Raw genomic sequence first — 21447 nt, forward strand, 5'->3', positions numbered from 1 at the left:
TAAGTCCGGTTCGGAGGGGAGTTCTCGGAAACCTGCCATAGCGATATGGCAAGGCGCTGGGTTCTTACCCTACTTGTGACCTCGGTGGCTCCCATCCCTATGGCCACCATGATGGGCAAGGAATGGGGCGGTATGGGCCAGAACTATCTGCGCTCGTTGATCGCCCTGGGCTTCCAGGCATTTCTCATCATCGTCTGTGTGGCGATCTACGCCGTGCTGGTGCAGAGTATTGCCACCGAATCCGACATCATTATGGCCATCTGGAGCTGCGTGGGCTATACGGTCCTGTTGTGCTTTACGCTCTTTAAGACCGGCAGCCTCGCAAAATCCGTTTTCAATGCACATTAACCAGGAAGGAGGTAATCCCTTTGGCTTATGTACCTGTACCCAAGGATCTTACGAAAGTCAAAACCAAGGTCGCGTTCAACTTAACCAAGAGGCAGCTTGTCTGCTTCGGCGGCGGTGCGCTGATCGGCGTACCGCTTTTCTTCCTGCTCCGGGGGCCTGTGGGAAACAGCGTGGCTGCCATGTGTATGATGCTGGTCATGCTGCCCTTCTTCATGCTGGCGATGTATGAAAAACACGGTCAGCCCCTGGAAAAGATCGTGGGCAATATCATCAAGGTGGCCGTCATCCGGCCCAAGGAGCGCCCGTATCAGACCAACAACTTCTATGCCGTTTTGGAACGGCAGGAAAAACTCGACAAGGAGGTGTATGACATTGTTCACGGTAATCAAAAGCTGGCTGCACCGGCTGTTCGGAAAAGACGAAAAGACCGCGCAGCCGGTTAATCAGAAAAAGATGAAAAAGCTGTCCCGCGCCGACAGAAAGCAGATCGAGGCTGCCATTGCCCGTGCCAATCGCACAGACAAAAAGAAAAAATCGGCTCAGGACAGTATCCCCTATGAACGGATGTGGCCGGACGGCATCTGCCGTGTGGCAGGCAGCCGCTACACAAAGACCATCCAATTCCAGGACATCAACTATCAGCTCTCGCAGAACGAGGACAAGACAGCGATCTTCGAGGGCTGGTGCGATTTCCTCAACTACTTCGACAGCTCCATTCAGTTCCAGCTGTCCTTTTTGAACCTGGCAGCCTCTGAGGAGACCTTTGCCCGCGCCATCAACATTCCTCTCCAGGGGGATGATTTTGACAGCATCCGGGTGGAGTACACCACCATGCTGCAAAACCAGCTGGCAAGAGGCAACAACGGTCTTATCAAGACCAAGTACCTGACTTTCGGCATCGACGCCGACAGCCTCAAGGCCGCCAAGCCCCGTCTGGAGCGCATTGAGACCGACATTCTCAACAACTTCAAACGCCTGGGCGTGGCCGCCGAGACCCTGGACGGCAAGGCGCGGCTGGCACAGCTTCACGGCATTTTCCACATGGATGAACAGGTGCCGTTCCGCTTTGAATGGGACTGGCTGGCTCCGTCCGGTCTGTCCACCAAGGATTTCATCGCGCCGTCCGGCTTCGAGTTCCGCACCGGCAAACAGTTCCGTATGGGTAAAAAATACGGGGCTGTTTCTTTTTTGCAGATCCTCGCCCCGGAGCTGAATGACCGGATGCTGGCGGATTTTCTGGATATGGAAAGCTCTCTGATCGTCAGCCTGCATATCCAGTCCGTAGATCAGATCAAGGCCATCAAGACGGTCAAGCGGAAAATCACCGACCTGGATAAATCCAAAATTGAGGAACAGAAAAAAGCCGTCCGCGCCGGATATGACATGGACATCATTCCCTCCGACCTTGCCACCTACGGTGCCGAGGCCAAGAAGCTCTTGCAGGATTTGCAGAGCCGAAACGAGCGAATGTTCCTTGTGACCTTCCTGGTGCTGAACACGGCGGACAATCCCCGGCAGCTGGGCAACAATGTGTTCCAGGCCAGTTCCATCGCACAGAAGTACAACTGCCAGCTGACAAGGCTTGACTTCCAGCAGGAAGAAGGGCTGATGTCTGCGCTGCCCTTGGGCCTCAATCAGATCGAGATTCAGCGGGGGCTGACCACCAGTTCCACGGCTATCTTTGTTCCGTTCACCACCCAGGAGCTTTTCCAGAACGGCAAAGAGGCGCTGTACTACGGTATCAACGCCCTGTCCAACAACCTCATCATGGTGGACCGCAAGCTGCTGAAAAACCCCAATGGACTGATTCTCGGCACCCCTGGTTCCGGCAAGTCCTTCAGCGCCAAGCGCGAGATCGCCAACTGTTTCCTGCTCACCAATGATGACATCATTATCTGCGACCCGGAGGCCGAGTACGCGCCCTTGGTGGAGCGCCTGCATGGGCAGGTCATCAAGATTTCGCCCACCAGCAGCAATTACATTATACCACCTACGGAACCAGCCGTGCCAATGCCTACAAGATTCTGGAGGACAGCCTGAACCTGCGGGATGTCCGTATCTACGACACCATAGAGGATGCAGACGGCAAAGAGCGCCGGGTGTTGAATGCCAAAGAGACCACCCTGGCCGCCCAAAAGCAGCAAGCGATCCGGGACGCTTTCAAAGACTGGATTTGGAAAGACCCGGACCGCCGCCAAGCTCTGGTCCGCCAGTACAATGAGGAAATGAACTCCACCCGTCCCCGTGAATACGACGGCGGACACATTACTTTCGGTGGTATGAACCCGGCCATCACCTTGCGGGAACACCAGAAAAACGCTATCGCTCATGTGCTGTACGGCGGCAATACGCTGCTGGCACACGAGGTAGGCGCTGGCAAAACCTTTGAAATGGTGGCTGCCGCCATGGAGAGTAAGCGCCTGGGCTTGTGTCAGAAATCCCTCTTTGTGGTGCCGAACCATCTGACCGAACAATGGGCGTCGGAGTTTCTGCGGCTCTATCCTTCCGCCAACATTCTTGTCACCACCAAAAAGGACTTTGAGACCCACAACCGCAAGAAGTTCTGCGCCCGCATTGCCACCGGCGATTATGACGCCATCATCATGGGACACAGCCAGTTTGAGAAAATCCCCATCAGCCGAGAGCGTCAGGAACGGCTCCTTCAGGAGCAGATCGACGAGATCACCGAGGGCATTGCCGAGGTGAAGTACAGCGGCGGTGAGCGTTTCACGGTCAAGCAGTTGGAACGCACCAAGAAGTCCCTGGAAGCCCGGCTGGAGAAATTGCAGGCCGAGAGCCGCAAGGACGATGTGGTAACATTCGAGCAGTTGGGTGTGGACCGCCTGTTCGTCGATGAGGCGCATAACTATAAAAACCTGTTTTTATACACCAAGATGCGGAATGTGGCAGGTCTCTCCACAAGCGATGCCCAAAAGTCCAGCGATATGTTTGCAAAGTGTCGCTATATGGATGAACTGACCGGAAACCGTGGTGTGATTTTCGCCACTGGCACCCCCGTATCGAACAGCATGACCGAACTTTACACCATGCAGCGGTATCTCCAGTATGACCGCCTGCAAGAGCTGAACATGACCCACTTCGACTGCTGGGCCAGCCGCTTCGGAGAAACCGTCACGGCGCTGGAGCTGGCACCGGAAGGCACCGGCTACCGGGCAAGAACGAGATTCAGCAAGTTTTTCAACCTCCCGGAGCTGATGAACTTGTTCCGTGAAGTTGCCGACATCAAAACCGCCGATCAGCTGAACTTGCCCACCCCGGAGGTGGAATACCACAACATCGTGGCCCAGCCTACTGAACACCAAAAAGAGATGGTGCAGGTTCTCTCCGAGCGCGCCTCCAGGGTACACAGCGGCAGCGTTGACCCCTCAGAGGACAATATGCTCAAGATTACCGGCGATGGCCGCAAGCTGGGTCTGGACCAGCGTATCATCAACCAGCTGCTGCCGGATGAACCCGGCACCAAGGTCAATCAGTGTGTGGGTAATATCATGCAGATCTGGCGGGACGGCGAGGCTGACAAGCTGACCCAGCTGGTATTCTGCGACATTTCCACGCCCCAGGCAGCCCCCTCCAAAAAGGCAGCCAAACAGCTGGATAATCCCACACTTCATGCGCTGGAACAGGCTGTGCCGTTGGATGAGCCTGAGCCTGCCTTTACCATCTATGAGGACATCCGCCAGAAGCTCATCGCCCAGGGAATGCCCGCCGAGCAGATTGCTTTTATCCACGAAGCCAAGACCGAGGTGCAGAAGAAAGAACTGTTTTCCAAGGTTCGCACTGGGCAGGTGCGCGTCCTGCTGGGCAGCACCTCCAAAATGGGCGCTGGCACCAATGTGCAGGACCGGCTTGTGGCGCTCCATGACCTGGATTGTCCGTGGCGTCCGGGAGACCTTGCCCAGCGCAAGGGCCGTATCGAGCGCCAGGGCAACCAGAATCCGCTGGTCCATGTGTACCGCTATGTTACCGAGGGAACTTTCGATGCCTACCTGTGGCAGACGGTGGAGAACAAACAGAAATTCATTTCGCAAATCATGACCAGCAAAAGCCCGGTCCGCTCCTGCGATGATGTGGACGAAACGGCGCTGTCCTTTGCCGAGATCAAGGCCCTGTGCGCCGGAGACCCCCGTATCAAGGAGCGCATGGATTTGGATGTGGAGGTTGCGCGTCTGAAGCTGATGAAAGCTGACCATCAGAGCAAGCAGTACCGCCTGGAGGATCAGTTGCTCAAATACTTCCCCCAGGAAATCGAAACTAACAAGGGGTTTATTAAAGGCTTTGAAGCGGATCTGGAGACCCTGGCCGCCCATCCTCACCCGGAGGATGGCTTTGCTGGAATGGAGATCCGGGGCGATGTGCTGACTGACAAAGAAAACGCCGGTGCAGCCTTGCTAGACGCCTGTAAGGAGGTCAAAGGCTCCGAACCGGTGCAGATCGGCAGCTATCGGGGCTTTACTATGTCCGTGGAGTTTTCCGCTTGGAAACAGGAATATACGCTCCTGTTGAAAGGCCAGATGACCCACCGGGCAAGCCTCGGCACAGACCCGCGCGGAAACCTCACCCGTATCGACAATGCACTGGCTCAAATGCCTCAGCGTTTGGAAGCCGTGAAAAACCAGCTGGACAACCTTTACCAACAGCAGGCCGCAGCCAAAGAGGAAATCGGAAAGCCGTTTCCCTTTGAGGATGATCTGCGAGTCAAGTCCGCCCGTCTGGTGGAACTGGACACGCTGCTGAATATTGACGGCAAGGGCCATGCCCAGCCGGAAACTGTGGTTGCCAAGAGCGCACGGCCTTCGGTGCTGGACAGCTTGAAGCGCCCGGTGCCACCCCGTAGCCCTGAAAAGAAACCGAAACAACATGAGGAGGTGCGATAACATGAATACCAACGATCTGAATACGGCCCTTTATGAGAAGATGGCCGCTGAACAGGACAAATACCGGGACTGGCTGAAAAGCCAGCCCCCGGAGGAAATCCTGCACCATACCTATGAGTACACCGTCCGGGAGGACATTGTGATGGCGATGGAGGACTTGGAGCTGACCGATGCCCAGGCCCAGGCGCTTTTGGATTCGCCTACACCGCTGGCCGATGTGTACCGTCACTTTGAGAAGCTGGAGACCGGCTACATGGATGTGATCCGGGACAGCATTGAAAACCGAGCGGATGATGTGTGTAAGGTTTTGGAAGAACAGCGGTCCATCCCTCTCTATCTCCATTCTGCCGCCTATGCGTCCCAGCATGGGGAGATGGCACAATATAACCGCTCTTATCAGGCAAACTTTGACTGTAAAGAGGCCATTGAACACGCCATCAGCGCCCACTATGCGGATAACCGACTGGATACGGAGTCTGCGGTTAAGGCGGTGCTGGAAAAGTTCGGGTCGGAACGAGTACAGTTCATCCTTGCCAACACCATCCAGCATAAGGACAGCGACGGTCGCGTTTCCCGTGACAACAAAGCCTGGGCAAAGACCATTCCCATGCCGGAGGACAGCGGCACTTCGCGCCACTGTGCTTATCTGGTTGTGGATGAGGTCAATCTTGGTCTGACCGATCTGTTTACACGGCAGGCACGAAAAACGCTTCAGGAACCGGAGAAAGGCTCTGTCTTGCAAAAGCTCAAACAGGAGCCTACCACCCACAAGCCTGCTTTATCGAAGAAACAGGAGCCGGAACGATGAGCGCCAAAAAGCGTAAACGGGATGTGCCGGTCCTGTTTTGGGTTTCCGATGCGGAGATGGAAGCGATCCAGCAGAAAATGGCACAGTTCGGAACAAAAAACCTGAGCGCCTATCTGCGGAAGATGGCTGTGGACGGCTATGTGGTACAGCTGGACTTGCCGGAGCTGAAGGAACTGGTATCCCTGTTGCGCCGAAGCAGCAATAACCTGAACCAGCTCACCCGACGGGTACATGAAACGGGGCGGATTTATGATGCTGACCTGGAGGATATAGCCCAACGGCAGGAGCAGTTATGGGAGGGCGTGAAAGAAATCCTAACCCAGCTTTCCAGGCTTTCGTAACAGGGATATATGCCCCAACTGCGGAGGGAGGAACGGCGTTCTTTTCGCCGCGCCTTCCTCCGTTTTTTCTTTTGCCCATATCCTTGTCTTTTTGAAATGTTGGAAGGATAATATGGGTAGAAAACAGATTGCCGCAAAGGAGTTGAGAATAGATGAAAACCTTTGAGAAGGTGTTGGAGATTTTTCGTGAGTATTTGGACTGTGATCTAGAGGAAGAAGTCCTCCCTTGTCGAGAAGGTTATCTCCGCGTCACATGGAATGGAGATTCCCGCTACTGTGTGGATGGACTTCTCAGCCGGACACCGGACGAACTATTCGAGGTGCTGTTATCTGATTATCGCAGCTATGAGGAACTGCGGCTAACCAAAGGATGCCGAGAAGTGACGGAAGAAGATGAAAGACAGGCAGAAATTCTCTGTCAGAGCTTTCGGGAACGATGGAAGGAGGAAGAAAAATGAGGGCGATCTGGTTCATTCTGAAACTGCCGTTGAAGATTTTAATGGCTCCGGTGATTCTGTCGCTGACCCTGTTCGTCTGGATTTGTGTGGGGATTGTCTATGTCTCCGGTTTGGTGCTGGGGCTTATCAGCATGGTGGTTGCCCTGCTGGGTGTGGCAGTTCTGATTACTTACTCCTTGCAAAACGGCATTATCCTGCTGGTGATAGCATTTCTCATTAGTCCCTATGGTTTGCCAATGGCTGCAATCTGGCTACTGGGCAAGGTACAGGACTTGAAGTTTATCATTCAAGATTTGGTTTATGGATAATATGAAAACCTCCGACGAATTTCGTCGGAGGTTTTATGGTTCTAGGTTATCTTCTTGAAAAAGCGGCGATGCAAAAAAGGTATCTATCCCAATCCCCATTCCTTGGCACATCTCATGAATGATCCGTAGCTTAACCGAATCATACGAGCAGTTGATGACATTTCCAATCGTAGACTTGGGAACACCGCTTTTCATATACAGTTGATATTGTGTCATTTTTCTTTCATCTAGTAATTCTAACAGACGTTTGCTTACCGCCTCGTTTAGCTTCATTCTATACACCGCCCCTGTGACTGTACTATATTTAGTATATGGGCAGTTTTGCTAAAATTGGTCCCTGTACCTGTACTAATAGAGCTATTTGCAGTATGATGGTAATAGGGGTGCCATCGTATGAACGTAACTTTTTGTGGCCATTCGCAAATCACAAAGGCAGACAATATTGCGAATTGGCTTCGCAATGTAACACAAGACCTAATTGAGCAAGGAGCAACAACTTTTTATCTTGGAGGATATGGAGAGTTCGACAGTTTAGCAGCGTCTATTTTACGGGAACAAAAGAAAAAGTATCCGCAAATCGAGCTGGTTCTTGTATTGGCATATTTGAACACTGGCCGGGATGTTTCTGGCTATGACAGTACCGTGTATCCACCGCTGGAAAACGTACCGCGCCGTTTTTCGATTTCTCATAGAAATCGCTGGATGGTAGAGTCCGCCGATGTAGTGGTGGCCTATGTTCTCCATGATTGGGGCGGAGCAGCCACAACGTTACGGTGTGCCAAACAGAAAAAGAAGCAGATTATTTCATATCGTGATGAAATGGGCAGCTGAGGTTGTCTATTTTGCTGCCACTTCATATTTCCAAAACTGTTGAACGTTAAGCTGTCGGTAAAATTATGCCGAATTTTCATCACTTTACTTTTGAACTAATATTGCTTATAATATTAGTGTGAAAGGAAGTGGTACGGTGGGACAATTTGAACAGCTGGATCAGCTGCTGGAAACACAGGATGGGATGCTGCGAACAGCTCAAGTAGTATCTGCTGGTATTTCTAAGCCTGTTTTTTATGATTATGTGCACTCACGGGAATTGGAGCGGGTCGCGCATGGAATTTATCTTTCCAAGGATGCCTGGGTCGATGCCATGTACTTACTTCATCTGCGGGTCGAACAGGCAGTGTTTTCCCATGAGACAGCTTTATTTTTTCACGATCTGACAGACCGCGAGCCGCTGGAATATACGGTCACAGTCAAGACCGGATATAATCCCTCCAAGCTGAAAGCAGAGGGCGTACAGGTATTCACCATTAAGGCGGAACTGCATGGGGTGGGCCTGACAACGGCTCAGACACCATTTGGGCATACAGTTCCTGTCTATGACCTGGAGCGCACCATCTGCGACCTGCTCCGCAGCAGGAACAACATGGAGATGCAGACTTTTCAAGGGGCATTAAAGATGTATGCCAGAAGAAAAGACAAAGACCTGCGGACATTGATGCGGTATGCCGGTATGTTCCGGGTAGAAAAAATTCTGCGGCAGTATTTGGAGGTGCTTTTATGATAAAAACAGCAAGGCAGTTGAAGGATCTGATCCGCAATCTTTCCAGAAAAAAATCTGCGGACGCCCAGCTCTTGATGCGGAACTACATGATGGAGCGTTTTCTGGAGCGTATCTCCCTTTCTGAATATCGTGACAAATTTATTCTGAAAGGCGGTATGCTGGTAGCGGCTATGGTTGGTCTGGATGCCCGTTCCACGATGGATTTGGACGCTACTGTAAAAGGAGCCAATGTCAATGTGGAGGACATAGAGAATTTGATTTCCGCTATTGTGAGTGTCCCGCTTGATGATGGCGTCAAATTCCAGCTGAAAAGTATTTCGGAGATTATGGATGAGGCGGAATATCCGGGGATTCGCGTAAATATGACTACAACCTTTGACGGTGTGGTGACGCCTTTGAAGATTGACATTTCCACAGGGGATGCCATTACCCCCAGGGAGATCCGCTACTCTTTCAAGCTGATGCTGGAAGATCGCTCCATTGATATTTGGGCGTACAATCTGGAAACGGTTCTGGCCGAAAAGCTGGAAACGATCATTACCAGAACTACCACCAACACCCGCATGAGAGATTTCTATGACATTTATATTCTGGAACAGCTGCATGGGAATACATTGGACCCTCAGATTCTCCATGATGCGCTGCGGGCCACTGCTCACAAACGCGGGACAGAACGACATCTTGCAGAAGCTGCCGAAGTTTTTGAGGAAGTGGAGAACAGCTCGGTTATGCAGAAACTTTGGGAATCGTACCGCAAAAAATTTTCCTATGCGGCAGATCTGGAGTGGAACATCATCATGGGGGCGGTGCGCAGTTTATACGCTCTCAGTGAAAAGGAATCGAGCCTATGAAGAAGCACGGCCATTATTGTAAAGTCTGCGGAGAATATAAGGCTAATGAAAAATTTTCCGGCAAAGGTCATGCGGCGCACGTCTGTAAATCCTGTGCTTCTTTGCCGCCGGAGAAGCAAGCGGAGCAAATGACAATAAACCGCTTGCTGAATCTCCCATGGAGATTATCAAAGGAGCAGATTTCCTGGCTGAAGAACCGAATGAAAGATAAGCGCCGGGAAGTTCGTGCGCTGGCAAAAGAACAATACGAGATGAGGTTTCCTCCGAAGCGGTTAGAGGACATCGAGGACAATTTTGATTTTCTCGATGAGGACGATTTAATAGAATAACAAAAGCGGTCTGCACCATGCAGGCCGTTTCTTTTTTGGAAAGGAGGTCTCCCTTATGGCAACCACACGCATCATGCCGCTGCATATCGGCAAGGGTCGGACTGAGAGCCGTGCCATCAGCGATATTATTGACTATGTGGCAAATCCCCAAAAGACCGACAACGGAAAATTGATTACCAGCTATGGATGTGACAGCCGCACTGCTGATGCAGAGTTTCTGTTGGCAAAGCGGCAGTATATTGCCGCCACCGGACGAGTGCGCGGTACAGATGATGTGATCGCCTACCATGTGCGCCAGTCGTTCAGGCCCGGAGAGATCACACCGGAGGAAGCCAACCGGCTGGGCATAGAATTTGCCAGGCGGTTCACCAAAGGCAATCATTCCTTTGTGGTCTGCACCCACATCGACAAATCGCATATTCATAATCACATCATCTGGTCGGCGGTCAATATGGATTGTGACCGGAAGTTCCGTAACTTTTGGGGAAGCACCAGAGCTGTTCGACGTTTAAGTGACACCATTTGTATCGAGAACGGACTATCCATTGTGGAGAACCCCAAGCCCCACGGAAAAAGCTACAACAAGTGGCTGGGCGAACAAGCCAAGCCCTCCCATCGGGAACAGCTACGGGTGATGATTGACCGGGCGCTGGAGCAAAAGCCAGCAGACTTTGACACACTTCTGCAACTGCTTTCCGAGATGGGCTGCGAGGTATCTCGGCGCGGGAAAGCAATCCGCCTTAAAGCTCCCGGCTGGAAGAATGTAGCCCGTATGGATGACAAGCTGGGAGCCGGGTACAGCGAAACAGAAATCCGTGCGGTGCTGGCTGGAGAAAAGCAGCACACGCCCCGCAAGAAATCCACCGTGCAGCCGGAGCCACCCAAGGTCAATTTGCTGGTGGATATTCAGGCAAAATTGCAGGCCGGGAAAGGTGCTGGATATGCACGCTGGGCCAAGGTTTTTAACTTAAAACAGATGGCGCAGACCGTGAATTTTCTTACCGAACATCACCTACTGGACTATACAGAGCTGGAAGAAAAAGCGGTGGCGGCTACCGCCCATCACAATGAGCTGTCAGCGCAGATTAAGGCGACGGAGAAACGCATGGCAGAGATCGCCGTCCTGCGTACCCATATCGTTAATTATGCCAAGACCCGCGAGACCTATGTTGCCTATCGCAAGGCCGGTTATTCCCGAAAATTTCGGGAGGAACATGAGCAAGAAATTCTGCTCCATCAGGCGGCAAAAAATGCCTTTGATGAGATGGGAGTGAAGAAGCTGCCCAAGGTCAAAGACCTGCAATCTGAGTATGCCAAACTGCTGGAGGAAAAGAAGAAAACCTACGCCGAGTACCGGCGTTCCCGTGAGGAAATGCGGGAACTTTTGACGGCAAAGGCCAATGTGGATCGGCTGCTGAAAATGGATGAGGAACAGAAAAAAGAACAAGAAAAAGACCACGGCCAGCGGTAAGCCGGTCATGGTCATAAGCGTCCATCGGACGCGTAGCCGCAGAATGAAATTCTGCGTTCAAAGGGGCTTGGGGGCGCTGCCCTCAACAAGCAAAGCAGAGGGGGAAATCACGTCAGGATTTTTCCCTCTGTGGGCCGAGTGTATTAACACCGGCATTGCTTGCCACTTTTGTTCGCAAACAATATCCGTATCCTTTACACGATGATTTACTTTTATTATCATAGTCGTAATAAGTATATAAACTACTTACATATAAGCACCTAAAATATGAAAGGGCTGATAAAATGATGACCTTTGAAAAGGTTTTAGAAGTATTCAACGATTACCTAAATAAAGATAGTGTTTTGGAGGTGGTGAACACTAAGCGAGGATACACCGTTATGATTTGGGATGAAAAAGATGAGCAATGGTTTGGTGTGGAACATTGCAAAGCCCCCGAGCTTTTACGGGATGCCTTACTTGATGGCTATCGTGATTTTTTAGAGCAACAACTTACTCATAACCGCAGGAGTTTAACCGAAACAGAAATCTTAGATATTCAAAACCGATGTGAACAGCTTTATGATTTGTGTGGAGAATAAAAAAATAACCTAAAAAGTGCGATAGCCTGTGTAGGTGTCGCACTTTTTTCAGTTGGCTTGGCTTACGAAAACAGCGTTAATTATTCCGCAGTTTCTCTTGCCTTTTTCAAGCCTTGAGCCGTAGCTTCCATCACGATAAGCTCCTTTTCTTCCATATCATTCAACAGTACATCAACTTGTTTGCGGCGATTGTTGTCGCCATCTTCATTGCATGGAAAAAAGAACTGGTCTACAGAGATGTCAAGCAAGGTAGTAATGAGATAAAATTTGTTAAGCCTTGGGTGCTGCCCCCTGTTCTCTATATACATAATAGAGCGTGGCGTAAGGTCTACCAGTTGGGCAAGATATTCCTGTGTCCACCCTTTTGCTTCCCGAGCTTTTTTTATCGCTATACCTAACGGCTTAAAATCAAGTTTTCTTTCATCTTGGTACATTTTAATATCATCCTATATCATTGTACATTTCGGGTGATGATATTTGAACGAAGTATGATTTTATGTTTAGTAGTGTATAATTTCGTATTAGTGGAGAGAAACTTGCTATTATTCGTCATTCCGTATATAATAATTATATACTCTTTGCGAAAGGAAGTTGATATTATGAATTACATTTCTGTGAAAGCCGCTTCTGAAAAATGGGGCATATCGGAAAGACGGATACAAAAATTATGTGAGGAAAATCGCATTGACGGAACTGAAAAATTTGGTCGTGCATGGATGATACCAAAAGATGCAGAAAAACCCGTTGATGGACGTATGAAAACAAGGAACAAACAGGAGGAGAATCATGGAATTTAATGAAAAGCTACAACAGCTTAGGACTGGAAAGAACTTAACGCAGGAACAACTTGCGGAGCAATTATATGTATCAAGAACAGCCATTTCAAAATGGGAAAGCGGCAAGGGTTACCCTAACATTGAGTCGCTCAAGTGTATTTCTAAATTCTTTTCTGTGACCATAGATGAACTGCTATCGGGCGAAGAACTGATTACACTTGCCGAAACTGAAAATCGTTCCAACTTGAAAAAAATTTACAGTTTCATTTATGGAATATTAGATATGATGGCGGTTACTTTTATACTTTTGCCGTTGTATGGTATCCTTGTTGACGGATATATTTATTCTGTCAATCTACTTTCATTTACAGACACTACCCCAATATATCTTGCAATCTATTGGATTGTTTTTATTGTTTTGATTGCACTTGGGATAGCGAAACTGATGTGTGTTTGTTTTGAAAAGGAATCATGGAGCAACATAATCACAAAATGCTCTCTCGTGCTGAGTACGCTTTTTATCTGCTTCTTCGCTGCGGCAAGACAACCCTATGTAACCGCCCTTATGTTTCTGCTATTTGTTGCTAAAATATTTGTCTGGATAAAGCAAACCCAAACAAAGTAAAATGCCATAAACCCTTTAAAATAGGCTCTGACACGATAAGTGTCGGAGCTTTTTTCGTGCTGACATCTATTGTGTCGGCATTGTGACGGTAGATTTCTTGGCTTCTATGCAATACTCGTGGATAATAAGATTGTGGTCAGCGAAAACAAGAACAGCAACCCACGGAAAGGAGAATCAAATATGGATTATATCATTGAAACAGAAAATCTTACGAAGCGATACGGAACAGCCACCGTTGTCGATAAGGTAAATCTTCATGTGCCAAAGGGCAAAATTTATGGTTTGCTCGGCAGAAACGGAGCAGGCAAAACCACAGCAATGAAAATGATGTTGCAGCTTGCTTTCCCAACGGAGGGAACGGTACGCTTGTTTGGCACAAACTATAAGGAAAATATCCATACCCTTTATAGCAAAGTAGGCTCTATTATCGAAACACCGGGATTTTACAGTAATTTAACAGGGTATGAGAATTTGCAAATTCTCGCTAAACTGCGAGGGGGAGTATCTAAAAGTGGAGTAGAAAAAGCTCTTGAAGTTGTGGGGCTGCATAAGGAGAAAAGAAAAGTCTTTTCCGATTATTCCCTCGGAATGAAGCAACGGCTTGGTATTGCCGCCGCCATTATGCACGAGCCGGAGCTTTTAATACTTGACGAACCGATTAACGGACTTGACCCCATTGGAATAGTTGAAATACGCTCATTTTTATCTGAACTTAGTCACAATCATGGCATTACCATTTTTATCTCAAGCCATGTTTTAAGCGAGATTGAACAGATAGCAGATATTATCGGCGTTATGCACGAGGGGCATTTAGTAGAGGAAGTGAATATATCCGAGCTTCACAAAAGGAATCGAAAATACATTCAATTTGATTTATCTGACAGTGAGATAGCCGGAAAGATTTTAGAAAACCACTACCACATGACGGATTTTACAGTGCAGGACGGTACGGTGAGAATTTATGACTTTAGCCAAAGTGTTGGAGAAATCAATCGAGAATTTGCACGAAATGGACTGCTCGTGACAAGGATAAATGATAGTGAGGAAAACTTAGAGGACTACTTTTCTAAACTGATTGGAGGTGGCGGTATTGCTTAATCTTATTTCTTGTGAATTATTAAAACTAAAGCGTTCAAAAATGGTGCTAATTAGTGTGGCAGGGGTATTATCTACCCCACTTTTGATGTTAATAGAAGCCTTGCAAACACATTTTGATAAGCCGGAGATTATCTTTACCTTGTCTGACATATACAGCGACAGTGTACTGTATATCATGCTGCTGGTAAACATTATGATATATGTGGCAATTGCAGCTTACTTGTTTAGCAGAGAGTACACAGAAAGCACCCTCAAAACCATATTGCCCATACCCATTTCAAGGACAAAACTATTAATTGGAAAATTTTGCACCCTGCTTCTTTGGATTGTTATGCTAACCCTTGTAACATGGGCAGGTATATTTATCGTTTGTGGGCTATATGACGCTGTCTTTACATTGGAGGGATATAGCTTACTAGTGGCAATAGTATGGCTCCCCAAGTTTTTGTTTGGCAGTATCCTGATGTTTTTAACAGTTTCTCCTTTTGTGTTTGTTGCTATGAAAACAAAAGGATTTGTCGCCCCGATGATTGGCTCTGCCGTGATTGTCATGGGAAGTGCCGCACTTTCAAATCAAGAATGGGGAGCGTTGTATCCGTGGACAGCCACCTATTTCTTGGTGCAGGGTAAACTTCAGAGTACCGGCTATCCTACACTGCTGTCTGTATCTATTATTATTCTTGTATCAGCAGTTGGTTTTCTTATGACCTTTCATCATTTTAAAAAGGAGGATTTGAAATAATGGTACTTGATTTTATAGAAATTTTAAAAGTTATTTTTCTTGGAATTGTTGAGGGTATTACTGAGTGGCTACCTATCAGCAGCACAGGACATATGATTCTTGTGGACGAATTTATCACACTTAATATGAGCGAAGCATTTAAAGAAATGTTTTTTGTTGTTATTCAACTTGGAGCTATACTCGCAGTGGTTGTAATGTTTTGGAACAAGATGTTTCCCTTTCAATTTAAGAACAAAGCACAGTCAATTGTTAAAAAGGATACTTTCTCGTTGTGGTTCAAGGTTGCGGTAGCTTGTGTACCGTCAGCTATTATGGGGATTCTATTTGATGATTATTTGGATGCTTACCTCCAAACCCCCATTGTGATTTCAATCATGTTAATCTTTTATGGTTTGTTATTCATTCTCATAGAAAATTGGAATAAAAAGCGTACTCCTACTACTATGGCACTTTCTGACATCAGCTATAAAACAGCAATCTTGATAGGGGCATTTCAAGTGTTATCACTTATACCCGGCACATCACGGTCGGGAGCAACGATTATAGGTGCTTTACTCATAGGAGTTTCACGAGTGGCAGCAGCAGAGTTTACTTTTTTCCTCGCAGTACCTACTATGCTTGGAGCAAGTGCTTTTAAGCTGTTAAAATTCGGGTTTGAATTTACAAGTGCAGAACTGCTCGCTCTTGTTCTCGGTATGGCTGTGGCATTTGCGGTATCTGTCTTAGTAATTAAATTCCTAATGAACTTTATCAAAAAACATGATTTTAAGGTGTTTGGTTGGTATCGAATTGTGCTTGGTATACTTGTTGTACTTATAAAATCTTAATAATGCGTTTTCTTTGTGCGCGAATAAAAATGCCAGTTGGTCCTTAAGATCAGCTGGCATTTTTGTTTCTGGGGATGGAAAACAACCCAGAGATTCTCGTTGTCGATCTCCTCCTGATTTTAGTTTGCATGGTGAATTTTGCAAATTGAATCTACAGGAGGTTAATAATGGGATTTAATTATGGATATGAGAAAAAGAAGTTTGATAGTAGATGGAAGCGTTTAGAAGTTGAGTATTGTGATGCAGGGATGAGCGAAGAACAGATTGCTGCCATGAAAGAATATGACTGGGCATGGTTTTGCAGTCAAAGGGTTTTTCAAAACCATACGCAACCAATACCTTGTGAACAATATGATGAAGTATGTGGTCAATCACAGCTGTTCCGAAAGTTTGCATCGTTATCTTATCAATGGGATGTTGATAAGATTGATCAAACGCGATATGGATGGTTGGCTTCGGTGGAAAACGAACAACTACTGTTGAGATTGAAGAAGCTGTCGAAGAAAGATTTGGAGCTATTGACATTACTTTTTGTGGATGGTTATCGTCAAATTGATGTAGCACGTCTTTGGCATTGTTCCAGAAGTGCTGTTGCACAAAGATTTAAAAAAATAAAAAAATTTTTGAATAACACTTAACAAATGAAGCGTATCAGTGCCTACCCATTGAGGGAAGAACATTCTCCCAATGTGGAGCTTGACAATTTCATAGACGGCATTTCCGGTACATAACCTATGTACGAGCGAATCAGGCACGCCGCGAAGATGGACAGCCCCAGGAGGTGATGAATAGGACTGTTCCGAGCGATCCACGTCAGCCTGATACCCGAAAGTGGCATTTCAGGGCGCGATGACTGCATAGGGGTTAAAGATACTTCCTCACGGCCTCCTAAAGACTTGGGGGGAACTCTGCGGCGCACGAGTAAAACGACGCTGTGGAGTTATGACAGCCGCGCCAGCGGAGACCGGAATGTCCCCATCGCCAGGGGTGCGTGGCAAATGTGGCGAGTAAATTTTTCAAAGTCAGATACCATGCGCTGGCAGCTTCGGTTGCCAGCGCATTCATGTGATTTTGAAAGCAACAACCACATCTTTGACAGAAAGGGGGACCACCTATGGAAAAATTGATTTCGCGGAAAGAGGCTGCCAAATTACTGGGGATTAGCATTGCCACTTTGGATGCAGCTCGAAACAGTGGGCTAATTTCCTATGTTCAGTATGTGCAAAATGGTTGCGTGTACTTTACAGATGCTGGCCTTCAGGAGTATATCGCAAAATGCACCCATCGTGCAAAGCCAGTGGAAAAAAGCGCTACATACCGCAAGCTGCGAAGTGTCCGAGCTTGAGCTGTTCCGTATCCTTGCTGGAACCTAATATGTCTGATAAAACAAAGGTACAGCGCTGGACATTATTCTTAGGAGGTGACGGAATTGGCAAAAAGAAAAAGGGCAATTCCTCAATATGGTACGGTCGTGCTTAACGGCATTGAATATTATAGAACCAGAGTCGAAGATTCGGATGGAAACAGAGTGGCGCTTTATGCAAAGACGCCCGAAAAGCTTTATGACAAGGAACTGGAGGCGTTAGAGCAGATTGACAGTACTACGTTTCGTCGAAGATCGCCTACGGTTGCTGAGTACTGTGAGAAGTGGCTGCTGATGCAGTCCGTCCATGTTCGGGCCACCACCTTGACAGATTATACCTCTAAGGTGCGGCGGCACATTATTGGAGGGCTGGGAGACAAGAGAATGGCTGATGTATCCCTGGATGACATCCAACTTGCCCTCGTACCTGTTTCCAAGAAGTCGGCTTCGGTTTATAAGTCTGTGGTGATTCTCTGCAAGTCCATTTTCCGGGCGGCCAAGGAGAGCCATGTGATTGACGAGGACCCGACCATATACCTGGATGCAAAGGGAGGAGTTCCCCAGGAAGAAAGACAGGCATTGACGGATGAACAGGTTGAGCGGCTTTTGGACACGATCCGGGATTTGCCGCCCTATGTATTTGTGATGATCGGTTTATATGCCGGTCTGCGCCGGGAAGAAATCCTGGCGCTGCAATGGGATTCTGTGTATCTGGATGCAGAGGCTCCGTACTTAACGGTACGGCGGGCATGGCACACAGAACATAACAGGCCGGTCATTCTTACCGAGCTAAAGACCAAAGCGGCACAAAGAAACATTCCTCTCCCGGTCTGTCTGGTTGAATGTCTGAAAGATGCAAAGAAAAAATCCACTTCGGATTATGTGATTGCCAATCGGGACGGTGATCCGCTATCCTATACACAGTTTAAGCGGCTGTGGCAGTATATTGTGACGCGGACTGCAAAGCCGAGAATGGCCAGAAAACTTGTGGACGGAAAGTATGTAAAATATATGCTTTACCCGAAACTTGGAGAAAAAGCCAGGAATAACGGCCATGTGGTATATAGCCTGGATTTTGAAGTGACACCGCATCAGCTGCGGCACACCTACATCACCAATCTGATTCATTCTTCGGTGGACCCCAAAACGGTACAATATTTGGCGGGCCATGAAAGCAGCAAAATCACGATGGACATTTACGCAAAGGTCAAATACAACAGGCCGGATGATCTTGTCAAAGCAATGGGCTGTGCCTTTGACTTATGGGACGCTGTGTAAGTTCCGAACAATTCAGAAAATGAAGTAAGAGCGAGACAAGGATGTCTCGCTCTTAGTTTTTCCTTGGCCGTATCTTTGATTCAATTTGAAATCTCTGATAAAAAGGAGGTGTAGATACATCACCACGCGAGAAAGGAAATTAATTATGGCAAAGAAGAAAAAAAACATACCTCAATATGGAACCGTCACACGAAAGGGTGTCCTGTATTACAGAACCCGGATTCTGGACGCAGACGGCAAGCAGGTGAGCTTGTATGGGACTACCTGCGAGGAACTGTACGATAAAGAGCAGGAGGCGAGACGCCAGGTAGCGGAGATCATCTTCCACCGGGAGCATCCTACTGTGGCCGAGTATTGTGAGAAGTGGCTGTTGATGCAATCCGCAAAAGTGTCGCCGGCTACACTGAAGGGCTACGCCTCCAATATGAAGAACTACATTATCAAGCCTTTGGGAGATATGTATATGGAGGAAGTAACAGCGGATGATATTCGTCTGGCGCTGATCCCATTGTCCAATAAGTCCGAGAGCCTGCACAATACGGTGAATATGCTCCTCAAGTGCATTTTTTACTCGGCAGAGCGGAGCCAGTTGCTGGAATACAATCCGTGTGAGGGGATTTCGGCAAAAGGAGGGAAACCGACCCAAAAGAAAGATTCGCTGACAGACCAGCAGGTGGAAGTGCTGCTGGAAACCGTCAAAGGACTTCCGCCGTATCTGTTTACCATGATCGGCTTATATGCCGGTCTGCGCCGAGAAGAAGCTCTCGCCTTGCAATGGGATTGTGTGTTCCTCGATGCACCCACTCCATATATCTCTGTGCGGCGCGCATGGCGATCAGAGCATAACAGACCGGTTATCTCTACAACGCTTAAGACGAAAGCAGCAAGAAGGGATATTCCCATTCCCAAATGCCTTGTGAATTGTCTGCGGGAAGCCAAGGCTGCCTCCAAATCGGAATATGTGATTGCCGATAGTGAGGGACAGCCCTTGTCATATTCGCAGTTCAAACGTGTCTGGCAGTACATCGTTGTTCGGTCTACCAAGGAGCGTACCTATTATAAGTATGTGAACGGACAGAGCATCAAGTACACTGTTCAGCCGAGTCTGGGAGGACATCAGAAAAACAATCCCAACATTGTGTATAGCCTGGACTTCGATGTGACACCGCACCTGCTGCGGCATACCTACATCACCAATCTTCTGTATGCAGGTGTTGACCCCAAGACGGTCCAGTACCTTGCCGGACATGAGAACAGCAAGACAACTATGGACATCTATGCAAGAGTAAAGTATAATAAACCAGAACAGCTATTCGATGTAGTAAATTCTGCATTTCATCAAGCTGTCCCCTCGTAAAAGTGGCCTGTTTTTTGGTTAAGGAATAGGACAACCGAGGGGCCGAGGCTCAAAAAAGCCCGGAATATCAAGGAAAATCATCGCTCAGACGATTGAAATACGGCTTGAAGGCTGCACGCCGTGCACCGCAGTTCTCCAAGAGATAATTGCGCGCCTGGAGTCCCAATTCAAAAGCATTCGAAGCCTCCCACGGAATTTCCCGTTGGGAGGCTTTTTGCGTGTTCCAAGGGCTTTTTCTGATGTATATAGATGTATATAAGTTTCTAATAAGGATATTTGCAATCGGAGGAAGGGCTTCGTTACTTTGCGTCTATTTTGATGCGCTCATATTTAAAGGAAAAAGCATGTTGCGTTGGCAAGAAGGTTTCTATTTATATAAAGGAAACTGGGGTGTCTGCTCATGCCGCAGGGAAGGGATTCCCCATCTTGCATACTTTTCCGCCTGCCTTTGCGGAATACTCCCTGTGGGTGGGAGACTTCCCATCTGATTCTGTAGGGCTTTCCCCCGTGGAGCGGAGGATACAATCGTTGCCGTTTGCTGCCGTGGCCCTCGCCGTAGGCGCGAAAGACGCGGTGCGTCCGCTGCGCGCCTGCTCATGCCGCAGGGAAGGAACTTGTAACCTTATATACTTTTCCGCCTGCTTTTGCAGAACGCTCCCTGTGGATGGGACATAAAACTTCCATCTCGCTTTTGTAGGGCTTTCCCCCGTGGAGCGGAGGATACAATCGTTGCCGTTTGCTGCCGTGGCCCTCGCCGTAGGCGCGTCCTGACCGGAGGTCCGCGAGAGGCACTGTGTGCCTGGCCTTTGTGGAGTGCTCCCTGTGGGTGGGCAATAAGGCTTCCCATCTGCTTCTGTAGGGCTTTCCCCCGTGGAGCGGAGGATACAATCGTTGCCGTTTGCTGCCGTGGCCCCCGCCGTAGGCGCGAAAGGCACTGTGTGCCCGCCGTAGGCGCGTCCTGACCGGAGGTCCGCGAGAGGCACTGTGTGCCCGCTGTGTGCCTGTGGAAAACGGTGTTTTTGAGCGTGGGCGGCGCCCCAATTCGACCGGCTTTCCACAGAGTTTTCCCTTTCAACGGTGGAAAACTGTGTGGAAATAGTGGAAAACCTTTCAAAAACCCGCTTCAAACCCCAATATACAGTAGGAGGAAAAAGACAGTTGTCCGGTCCGAGGAAAATCCACAGAAACAAGGCTCTCCCTGTGGAAGAGAGGGAAAACTCGTGGGAATCCGGTGGAAAAGCGGTTGAGAAGTGTGGAAAATTGCCGTCCGCCTTTCTCTTGCGCGAAGAAGAAATGCCAAACCTGCAAAATGGAAATCATTGACGGGAGAACTGCCAAAGACATACAATGTCCCCCAAGGCCAATCCGCCCGGAAAGCCAGAGGACAAGCCGTTTTTGGGCTTGTCTCCCCGCATTTTTGCCGCGCTTTT

23 protein-coding genes and 3 pseudogenes are annotated in these 21447 nt (G+C 48.4%); 24 read left to right on the forward strand and 2 right to left on the reverse strand.

What is annotated here, in order from left to right; all coding sequences use genetic code 11:
- Positions 1–69: 69 nt before the first annotated feature.
- The 8 genes and pseudogenes from B5F54_RS15075 to B5F54_RS15115 form a co-directional block, all read left to right on the forward strand.
- A pseudogene (locus B5F54_RS15075) lies at positions 70–348 on the forward strand (VirB6/TrbL-like conjugal transfer protein, CD1112 family); the annotation flags it as partial.
- Positions 349–368: 20 nt separating this feature from the next.
- Positions 369–791: a PrgI family protein gene (locus B5F54_RS15080; RefSeq protein ID WP_002578789.1), complete on the forward strand. Its 423-nt coding sequence runs from the start codon at positions 369–371 to the stop codon at positions 789–791.
- 10 nt (positions 792–801) lie between these two features.
- Positions 802–2337, forward strand: a pseudogene (locus B5F54_RS15085) (VirB4-like conjugal transfer ATPase, CD1110 family); the annotation flags it as partial.
- A pseudogene (locus tag B5F54_RS15090) lies at positions 2328–5243 on the forward strand (SNF2-related protein); the annotation flags it as partial. The pseudogenes B5F54_RS15085 and B5F54_RS15090, both read left to right, overlap by 10 nt.
- Before the next feature lies 1 nt (position 5244).
- Positions 5245–6051 carry a DUF3848 domain-containing protein gene (locus B5F54_RS15095; RefSeq protein ID WP_002578490.1) on the forward strand — a complete coding sequence of 269 codons (807 nt, stop codon included), beginning with the start codon at positions 5245–5247 and terminating at the stop codon, positions 6049–6051.
- Entirely contained in the window at positions 6048–6392 is a 345-nt protein-coding gene (locus B5F54_RS15100; protein ID WP_002578491.1) for a plasmid mobilization protein, read from the forward strand. Before B5F54_RS15095 ends, B5F54_RS15100 begins: the two co-directional genes overlap by 4 nt.
- Positions 6393–6544: 152 nt before the next feature.
- The gene (locus B5F54_RS15110) at positions 6545–6850 is read left to right on the forward strand and encodes a hypothetical protein (RefSeq protein ID WP_002578492.1); all 306 of its coding nucleotides are present in this window, start codon (positions 6545–6547) and stop codon (positions 6848–6850) included.
- Entirely contained in the window at positions 6847–7158 is a 312-nt protein-coding gene (locus B5F54_RS15115; protein WP_002578493.1) for a CD1845 family protein, read from the forward strand. Before B5F54_RS15110 ends, B5F54_RS15115 begins: the two co-directional genes overlap by 4 nt.
- A 33-nt stretch (positions 7159–7191) precedes the next feature.
- Here B5F54_RS15115 and B5F54_RS15120 read toward each other — a convergent pair whose 3' ends face one another.
- The gene (locus tag B5F54_RS15120; RefSeq protein WP_002578494.1) at positions 7192–7431 is read right to left on the reverse strand and encodes a helix-turn-helix domain-containing protein; all 240 of its coding nucleotides are present in this window, start codon (positions 7429–7431) and stop codon (positions 7192–7194) included.
- Positions 7432–7551: 120 nt separating this feature from the next.
- On the opposite strand from B5F54_RS15120, the gene B5F54_RS15125 reads away from it, so the two are divergent.
- The 6 genes from B5F54_RS15125 (at position 7552) to B5F54_RS15155 (ending at position 11951) form a co-directional block, all read left to right on the forward strand.
- Positions 7552–7989, forward strand: coding sequence for a hypothetical protein (locus B5F54_RS15125; protein WP_002578495.1), 438 nt, complete (start codon positions 7552–7554; stop codon positions 7987–7989).
- Between the two features lie 136 nt (positions 7990–8125).
- Entirely contained in the window at positions 8126–8719 is a 594-nt protein-coding gene (locus tag B5F54_RS15130; protein ID WP_002578496.1) for a type IV toxin-antitoxin system AbiEi family antitoxin domain-containing protein, read from the forward strand.
- On the forward strand, positions 8716–9570 hold the full coding sequence (locus tag B5F54_RS15135) for a nucleotidyl transferase AbiEii/AbiGii toxin family protein (protein ID WP_002578497.1): 855 nt from the start codon (positions 8716–8718) through the stop codon (positions 9568–9570). The genes B5F54_RS15130 and B5F54_RS15135 overlap by 4 nt, the downstream gene beginning before the upstream one ends.
- A complete protein-coding gene (locus B5F54_RS15140) occupies positions 9567–9899 on the forward strand; it encodes a hypothetical protein (protein WP_002578498.1) in 333 nt (110 codons plus the stop codon). Before B5F54_RS15135 ends, B5F54_RS15140 begins: the two co-directional genes overlap by 4 nt.
- Before the next feature lie 55 nt (positions 9900–9954).
- Positions 9955–11370 carry a relaxase/mobilization nuclease domain-containing protein gene (locus tag B5F54_RS15145; protein WP_002578499.1) on the forward strand — a complete coding sequence of 472 codons (1416 nt, stop codon included), beginning with the start codon at positions 9955–9957 and terminating at the stop codon, positions 11368–11370.
- 284 nt (positions 11371–11654) lie between these two features.
- A complete protein-coding gene (locus B5F54_RS15155; RefSeq protein WP_002576327.1) occupies positions 11655–11951 on the forward strand; it encodes a hypothetical protein in 297 nt (98 codons plus the stop codon).
- A gap of 80 nt (positions 11952–12031) precedes the next feature.
- Here B5F54_RS15155 and B5F54_RS15160 read toward each other — a convergent pair whose 3' ends face one another.
- The gene (locus tag B5F54_RS15160; RefSeq protein ID WP_425330774.1) at positions 12032–12391 is read right to left on the reverse strand and encodes a helix-turn-helix domain-containing protein; all 360 of its coding nucleotides are present in this window, start codon (positions 12389–12391) and stop codon (positions 12032–12034) included.
- 159 nt (positions 12392–12550) lie between these two features.
- On the opposite strand from B5F54_RS15160, the gene B5F54_RS18315 reads away from it, so the two are divergent.
- The 10 genes from B5F54_RS18315 to B5F54_RS17405 all read left to right on the forward strand — a co-directional run bounded on the left by B5F54_RS18315 (position 12551) and on the right by B5F54_RS17405 (position 21340).
- A complete protein-coding gene (locus tag B5F54_RS18315) occupies positions 12551–12748 on the forward strand; it encodes a helix-turn-helix domain-containing protein (RefSeq protein WP_009246557.1) in 198 nt (65 codons plus the stop codon).
- Positions 12738–13352 carry a bacitracin resistance transcriptional activator BcrR gene (gene bcrR, locus B5F54_RS15170; RefSeq protein ID WP_087235057.1) on the forward strand — a complete coding sequence of 205 codons (615 nt, stop codon included), beginning with the start codon at positions 12738–12740 and terminating at the stop codon, positions 13350–13352. Before B5F54_RS18315 ends, bcrR begins: the two co-directional genes overlap by 11 nt.
- Before the next feature lie 180 nt (positions 13353–13532).
- Positions 13533–14450, forward strand: coding sequence for a bacitracin ABC transporter ATP-binding protein BcrA (gene bcrA / locus B5F54_RS15175; RefSeq protein ID WP_002576324.1), 918 nt, complete (start codon positions 13533–13535; stop codon positions 14448–14450).
- The gene (locus tag B5F54_RS15180; RefSeq protein ID WP_002576323.1) at positions 14443–15192 is read left to right on the forward strand and encodes an ABC transporter permease; all 750 of its coding nucleotides are present in this window, start codon (positions 14443–14445) and stop codon (positions 15190–15192) included. Before bcrA ends, B5F54_RS15180 begins: the two co-directional genes overlap by 8 nt.
- Positions 15192–16019 (forward strand): bacitracin resistance undecaprenyl-diphosphatase BcrD, encoded by an 828-nt coding sequence (gene bcrD / locus B5F54_RS15185; RefSeq protein WP_002576322.1) that lies wholly within the window; start codon positions 15192–15194, stop codon positions 16017–16019. The genes B5F54_RS15180 and bcrD overlap by 1 nt, the downstream gene beginning before the upstream one ends.
- A 167-nt stretch (positions 16020–16186) precedes the next feature.
- Complete coding sequence (locus B5F54_RS15190; RefSeq protein WP_002576321.1) at positions 16187–16657, forward strand: RNA polymerase subunit sigma-73; 471 nt, start codon at positions 16187–16189, stop codon at positions 16655–16657.
- Positions 16658–17133: 476 nt separating this feature from the next.
- A complete protein-coding gene (locus tag B5F54_RS15200) occupies positions 17134–17364 on the forward strand; it encodes a hypothetical protein (protein ID WP_002576320.1) in 231 nt (76 codons plus the stop codon).
- Positions 17365–17448: 84 nt separating this feature from the next.
- On the forward strand, positions 17449–18660 hold the full coding sequence (locus B5F54_RS15205; RefSeq protein ID WP_002576319.1) for a tyrosine-type recombinase/integrase: 1212 nt from the start codon (positions 17449–17451) through the stop codon (positions 18658–18660).
- 145 nt (positions 18661–18805) lie between these two features.
- A complete protein-coding gene (locus tag B5F54_RS15210) occupies positions 18806–20017 on the forward strand; it encodes a tyrosine-type recombinase/integrase (protein WP_002576318.1) in 1212 nt (403 codons plus the stop codon).
- 1089 nt (positions 20018–21106) lie between these two features.
- On the forward strand, positions 21107–21340 hold the full coding sequence (locus B5F54_RS17405; RefSeq protein WP_140400398.1) for a hypothetical protein: 234 nt from the start codon (positions 21107–21109) through the stop codon (positions 21338–21340).
- Positions 21341–21447 lie beyond the last annotated feature (107 nt).

The sequence above is a fragment of the Anaeromassilibacillus sp. An250 genome, assembly GCF_002159845.1.
Classification (GTDB): domain Bacteria; phylum Bacillota; class Clostridia; order Oscillospirales; family Acutalibacteraceae; genus Anaeromassilibacillus; species Anaeromassilibacillus stercoravium.

What these genes read in the sequence shown, in the direction of transcription:
- B5F54_RS15210 (WP_002576318.1), top strand. Translation starts at nt 18,806, where the DNA reads ATGGCAAAGAAGAAAAAAAACATACCTCAATATGGAACCGTCACACGA.
- B5F54_RS15100 (WP_002578491.1), top strand. Translation starts at nt 6,048, where the DNA reads ATGAGCGCCAAAAAGCGTAAACGGGATGTGCCGGTCCTGTTTTGGGTT.
- B5F54_RS15190 (WP_002576321.1), top strand. Translation starts at nt 16,187, where the DNA reads ATGGGATTTAATTATGGATATGAGAAAAAGAAGTTTGATAGTAGATGG.
- B5F54_RS18315 (WP_009246557.1), top strand. Translation starts at nt 12,551, where the DNA reads ATGAATTACATTTCTGTGAAAGCCGCTTCTGAAAAATGGGGCATATCG.
- B5F54_RS15155 (WP_002576327.1), top strand. Translation starts at nt 11,655, where the DNA reads ATGATGACCTTTGAAAAGGTTTTAGAAGTATTCAACGATTACCTAAAT.
- B5F54_RS15110 (WP_002578492.1), top strand. Translation starts at nt 6,545, where the DNA reads ATGAAAACCTTTGAGAAGGTGTTGGAGATTTTTCGTGAGTATTTGGAC.
- B5F54_RS15145 (WP_002578499.1), top strand. Translation starts at nt 9,955, where the DNA reads ATGGCAACCACACGCATCATGCCGCTGCATATCGGCAAGGGTCGGACT.
- B5F54_RS15115 (WP_002578493.1), top strand. Translation starts at nt 6,847, where the DNA reads ATGAGGGCGATCTGGTTCATTCTGAAACTGCCGTTGAAGATTTTAATG.
- B5F54_RS15095 (WP_002578490.1), top strand. Translation starts at nt 5,245, where the DNA reads ATGAATACCAACGATCTGAATACGGCCCTTTATGAGAAGATGGCCGCT.
- B5F54_RS15125 (WP_002578495.1), top strand. Translation starts at nt 7,552, where the DNA reads ATGAACGTAACTTTTTGTGGCCATTCGCAAATCACAAAGGCAGACAAT.
- bcrD (WP_002576322.1), top strand. Translation starts at nt 15,192, where the DNA reads ATGGTACTTGATTTTATAGAAATTTTAAAAGTTATTTTTCTTGGAATT.
- B5F54_RS15135 (WP_002578497.1), top strand. Translation starts at nt 8,716, where the DNA reads ATGATAAAAACAGCAAGGCAGTTGAAGGATCTGATCCGCAATCTTTCC.
- B5F54_RS15200 (WP_002576320.1), top strand. Translation starts at nt 17,134, where the DNA reads ATGGAAAAATTGATTTCGCGGAAAGAGGCTGCCAAATTACTGGGGATT.
- B5F54_RS15120 (WP_002578494.1), bottom strand. Translation starts at nt 7,431, where the DNA reads ATGAAGCTAAACGAGGCGGTAAGCAAACGTCTGTTAGAATTACTAGAT.
- B5F54_RS15140 (WP_002578498.1), top strand. Translation starts at nt 9,567, where the DNA reads ATGAAGAAGCACGGCCATTATTGTAAAGTCTGCGGAGAATATAAGGCT.
- bcrR (WP_087235057.1), top strand. Translation starts at nt 12,738, where the DNA reads ATGGAATTTAATGAAAAGCTACAACAGCTTAGGACTGGAAAGAACTTA.
- bcrA (WP_002576324.1), top strand. Translation starts at nt 13,533, where the DNA reads ATGGATTATATCATTGAAACAGAAAATCTTACGAAGCGATACGGAACA.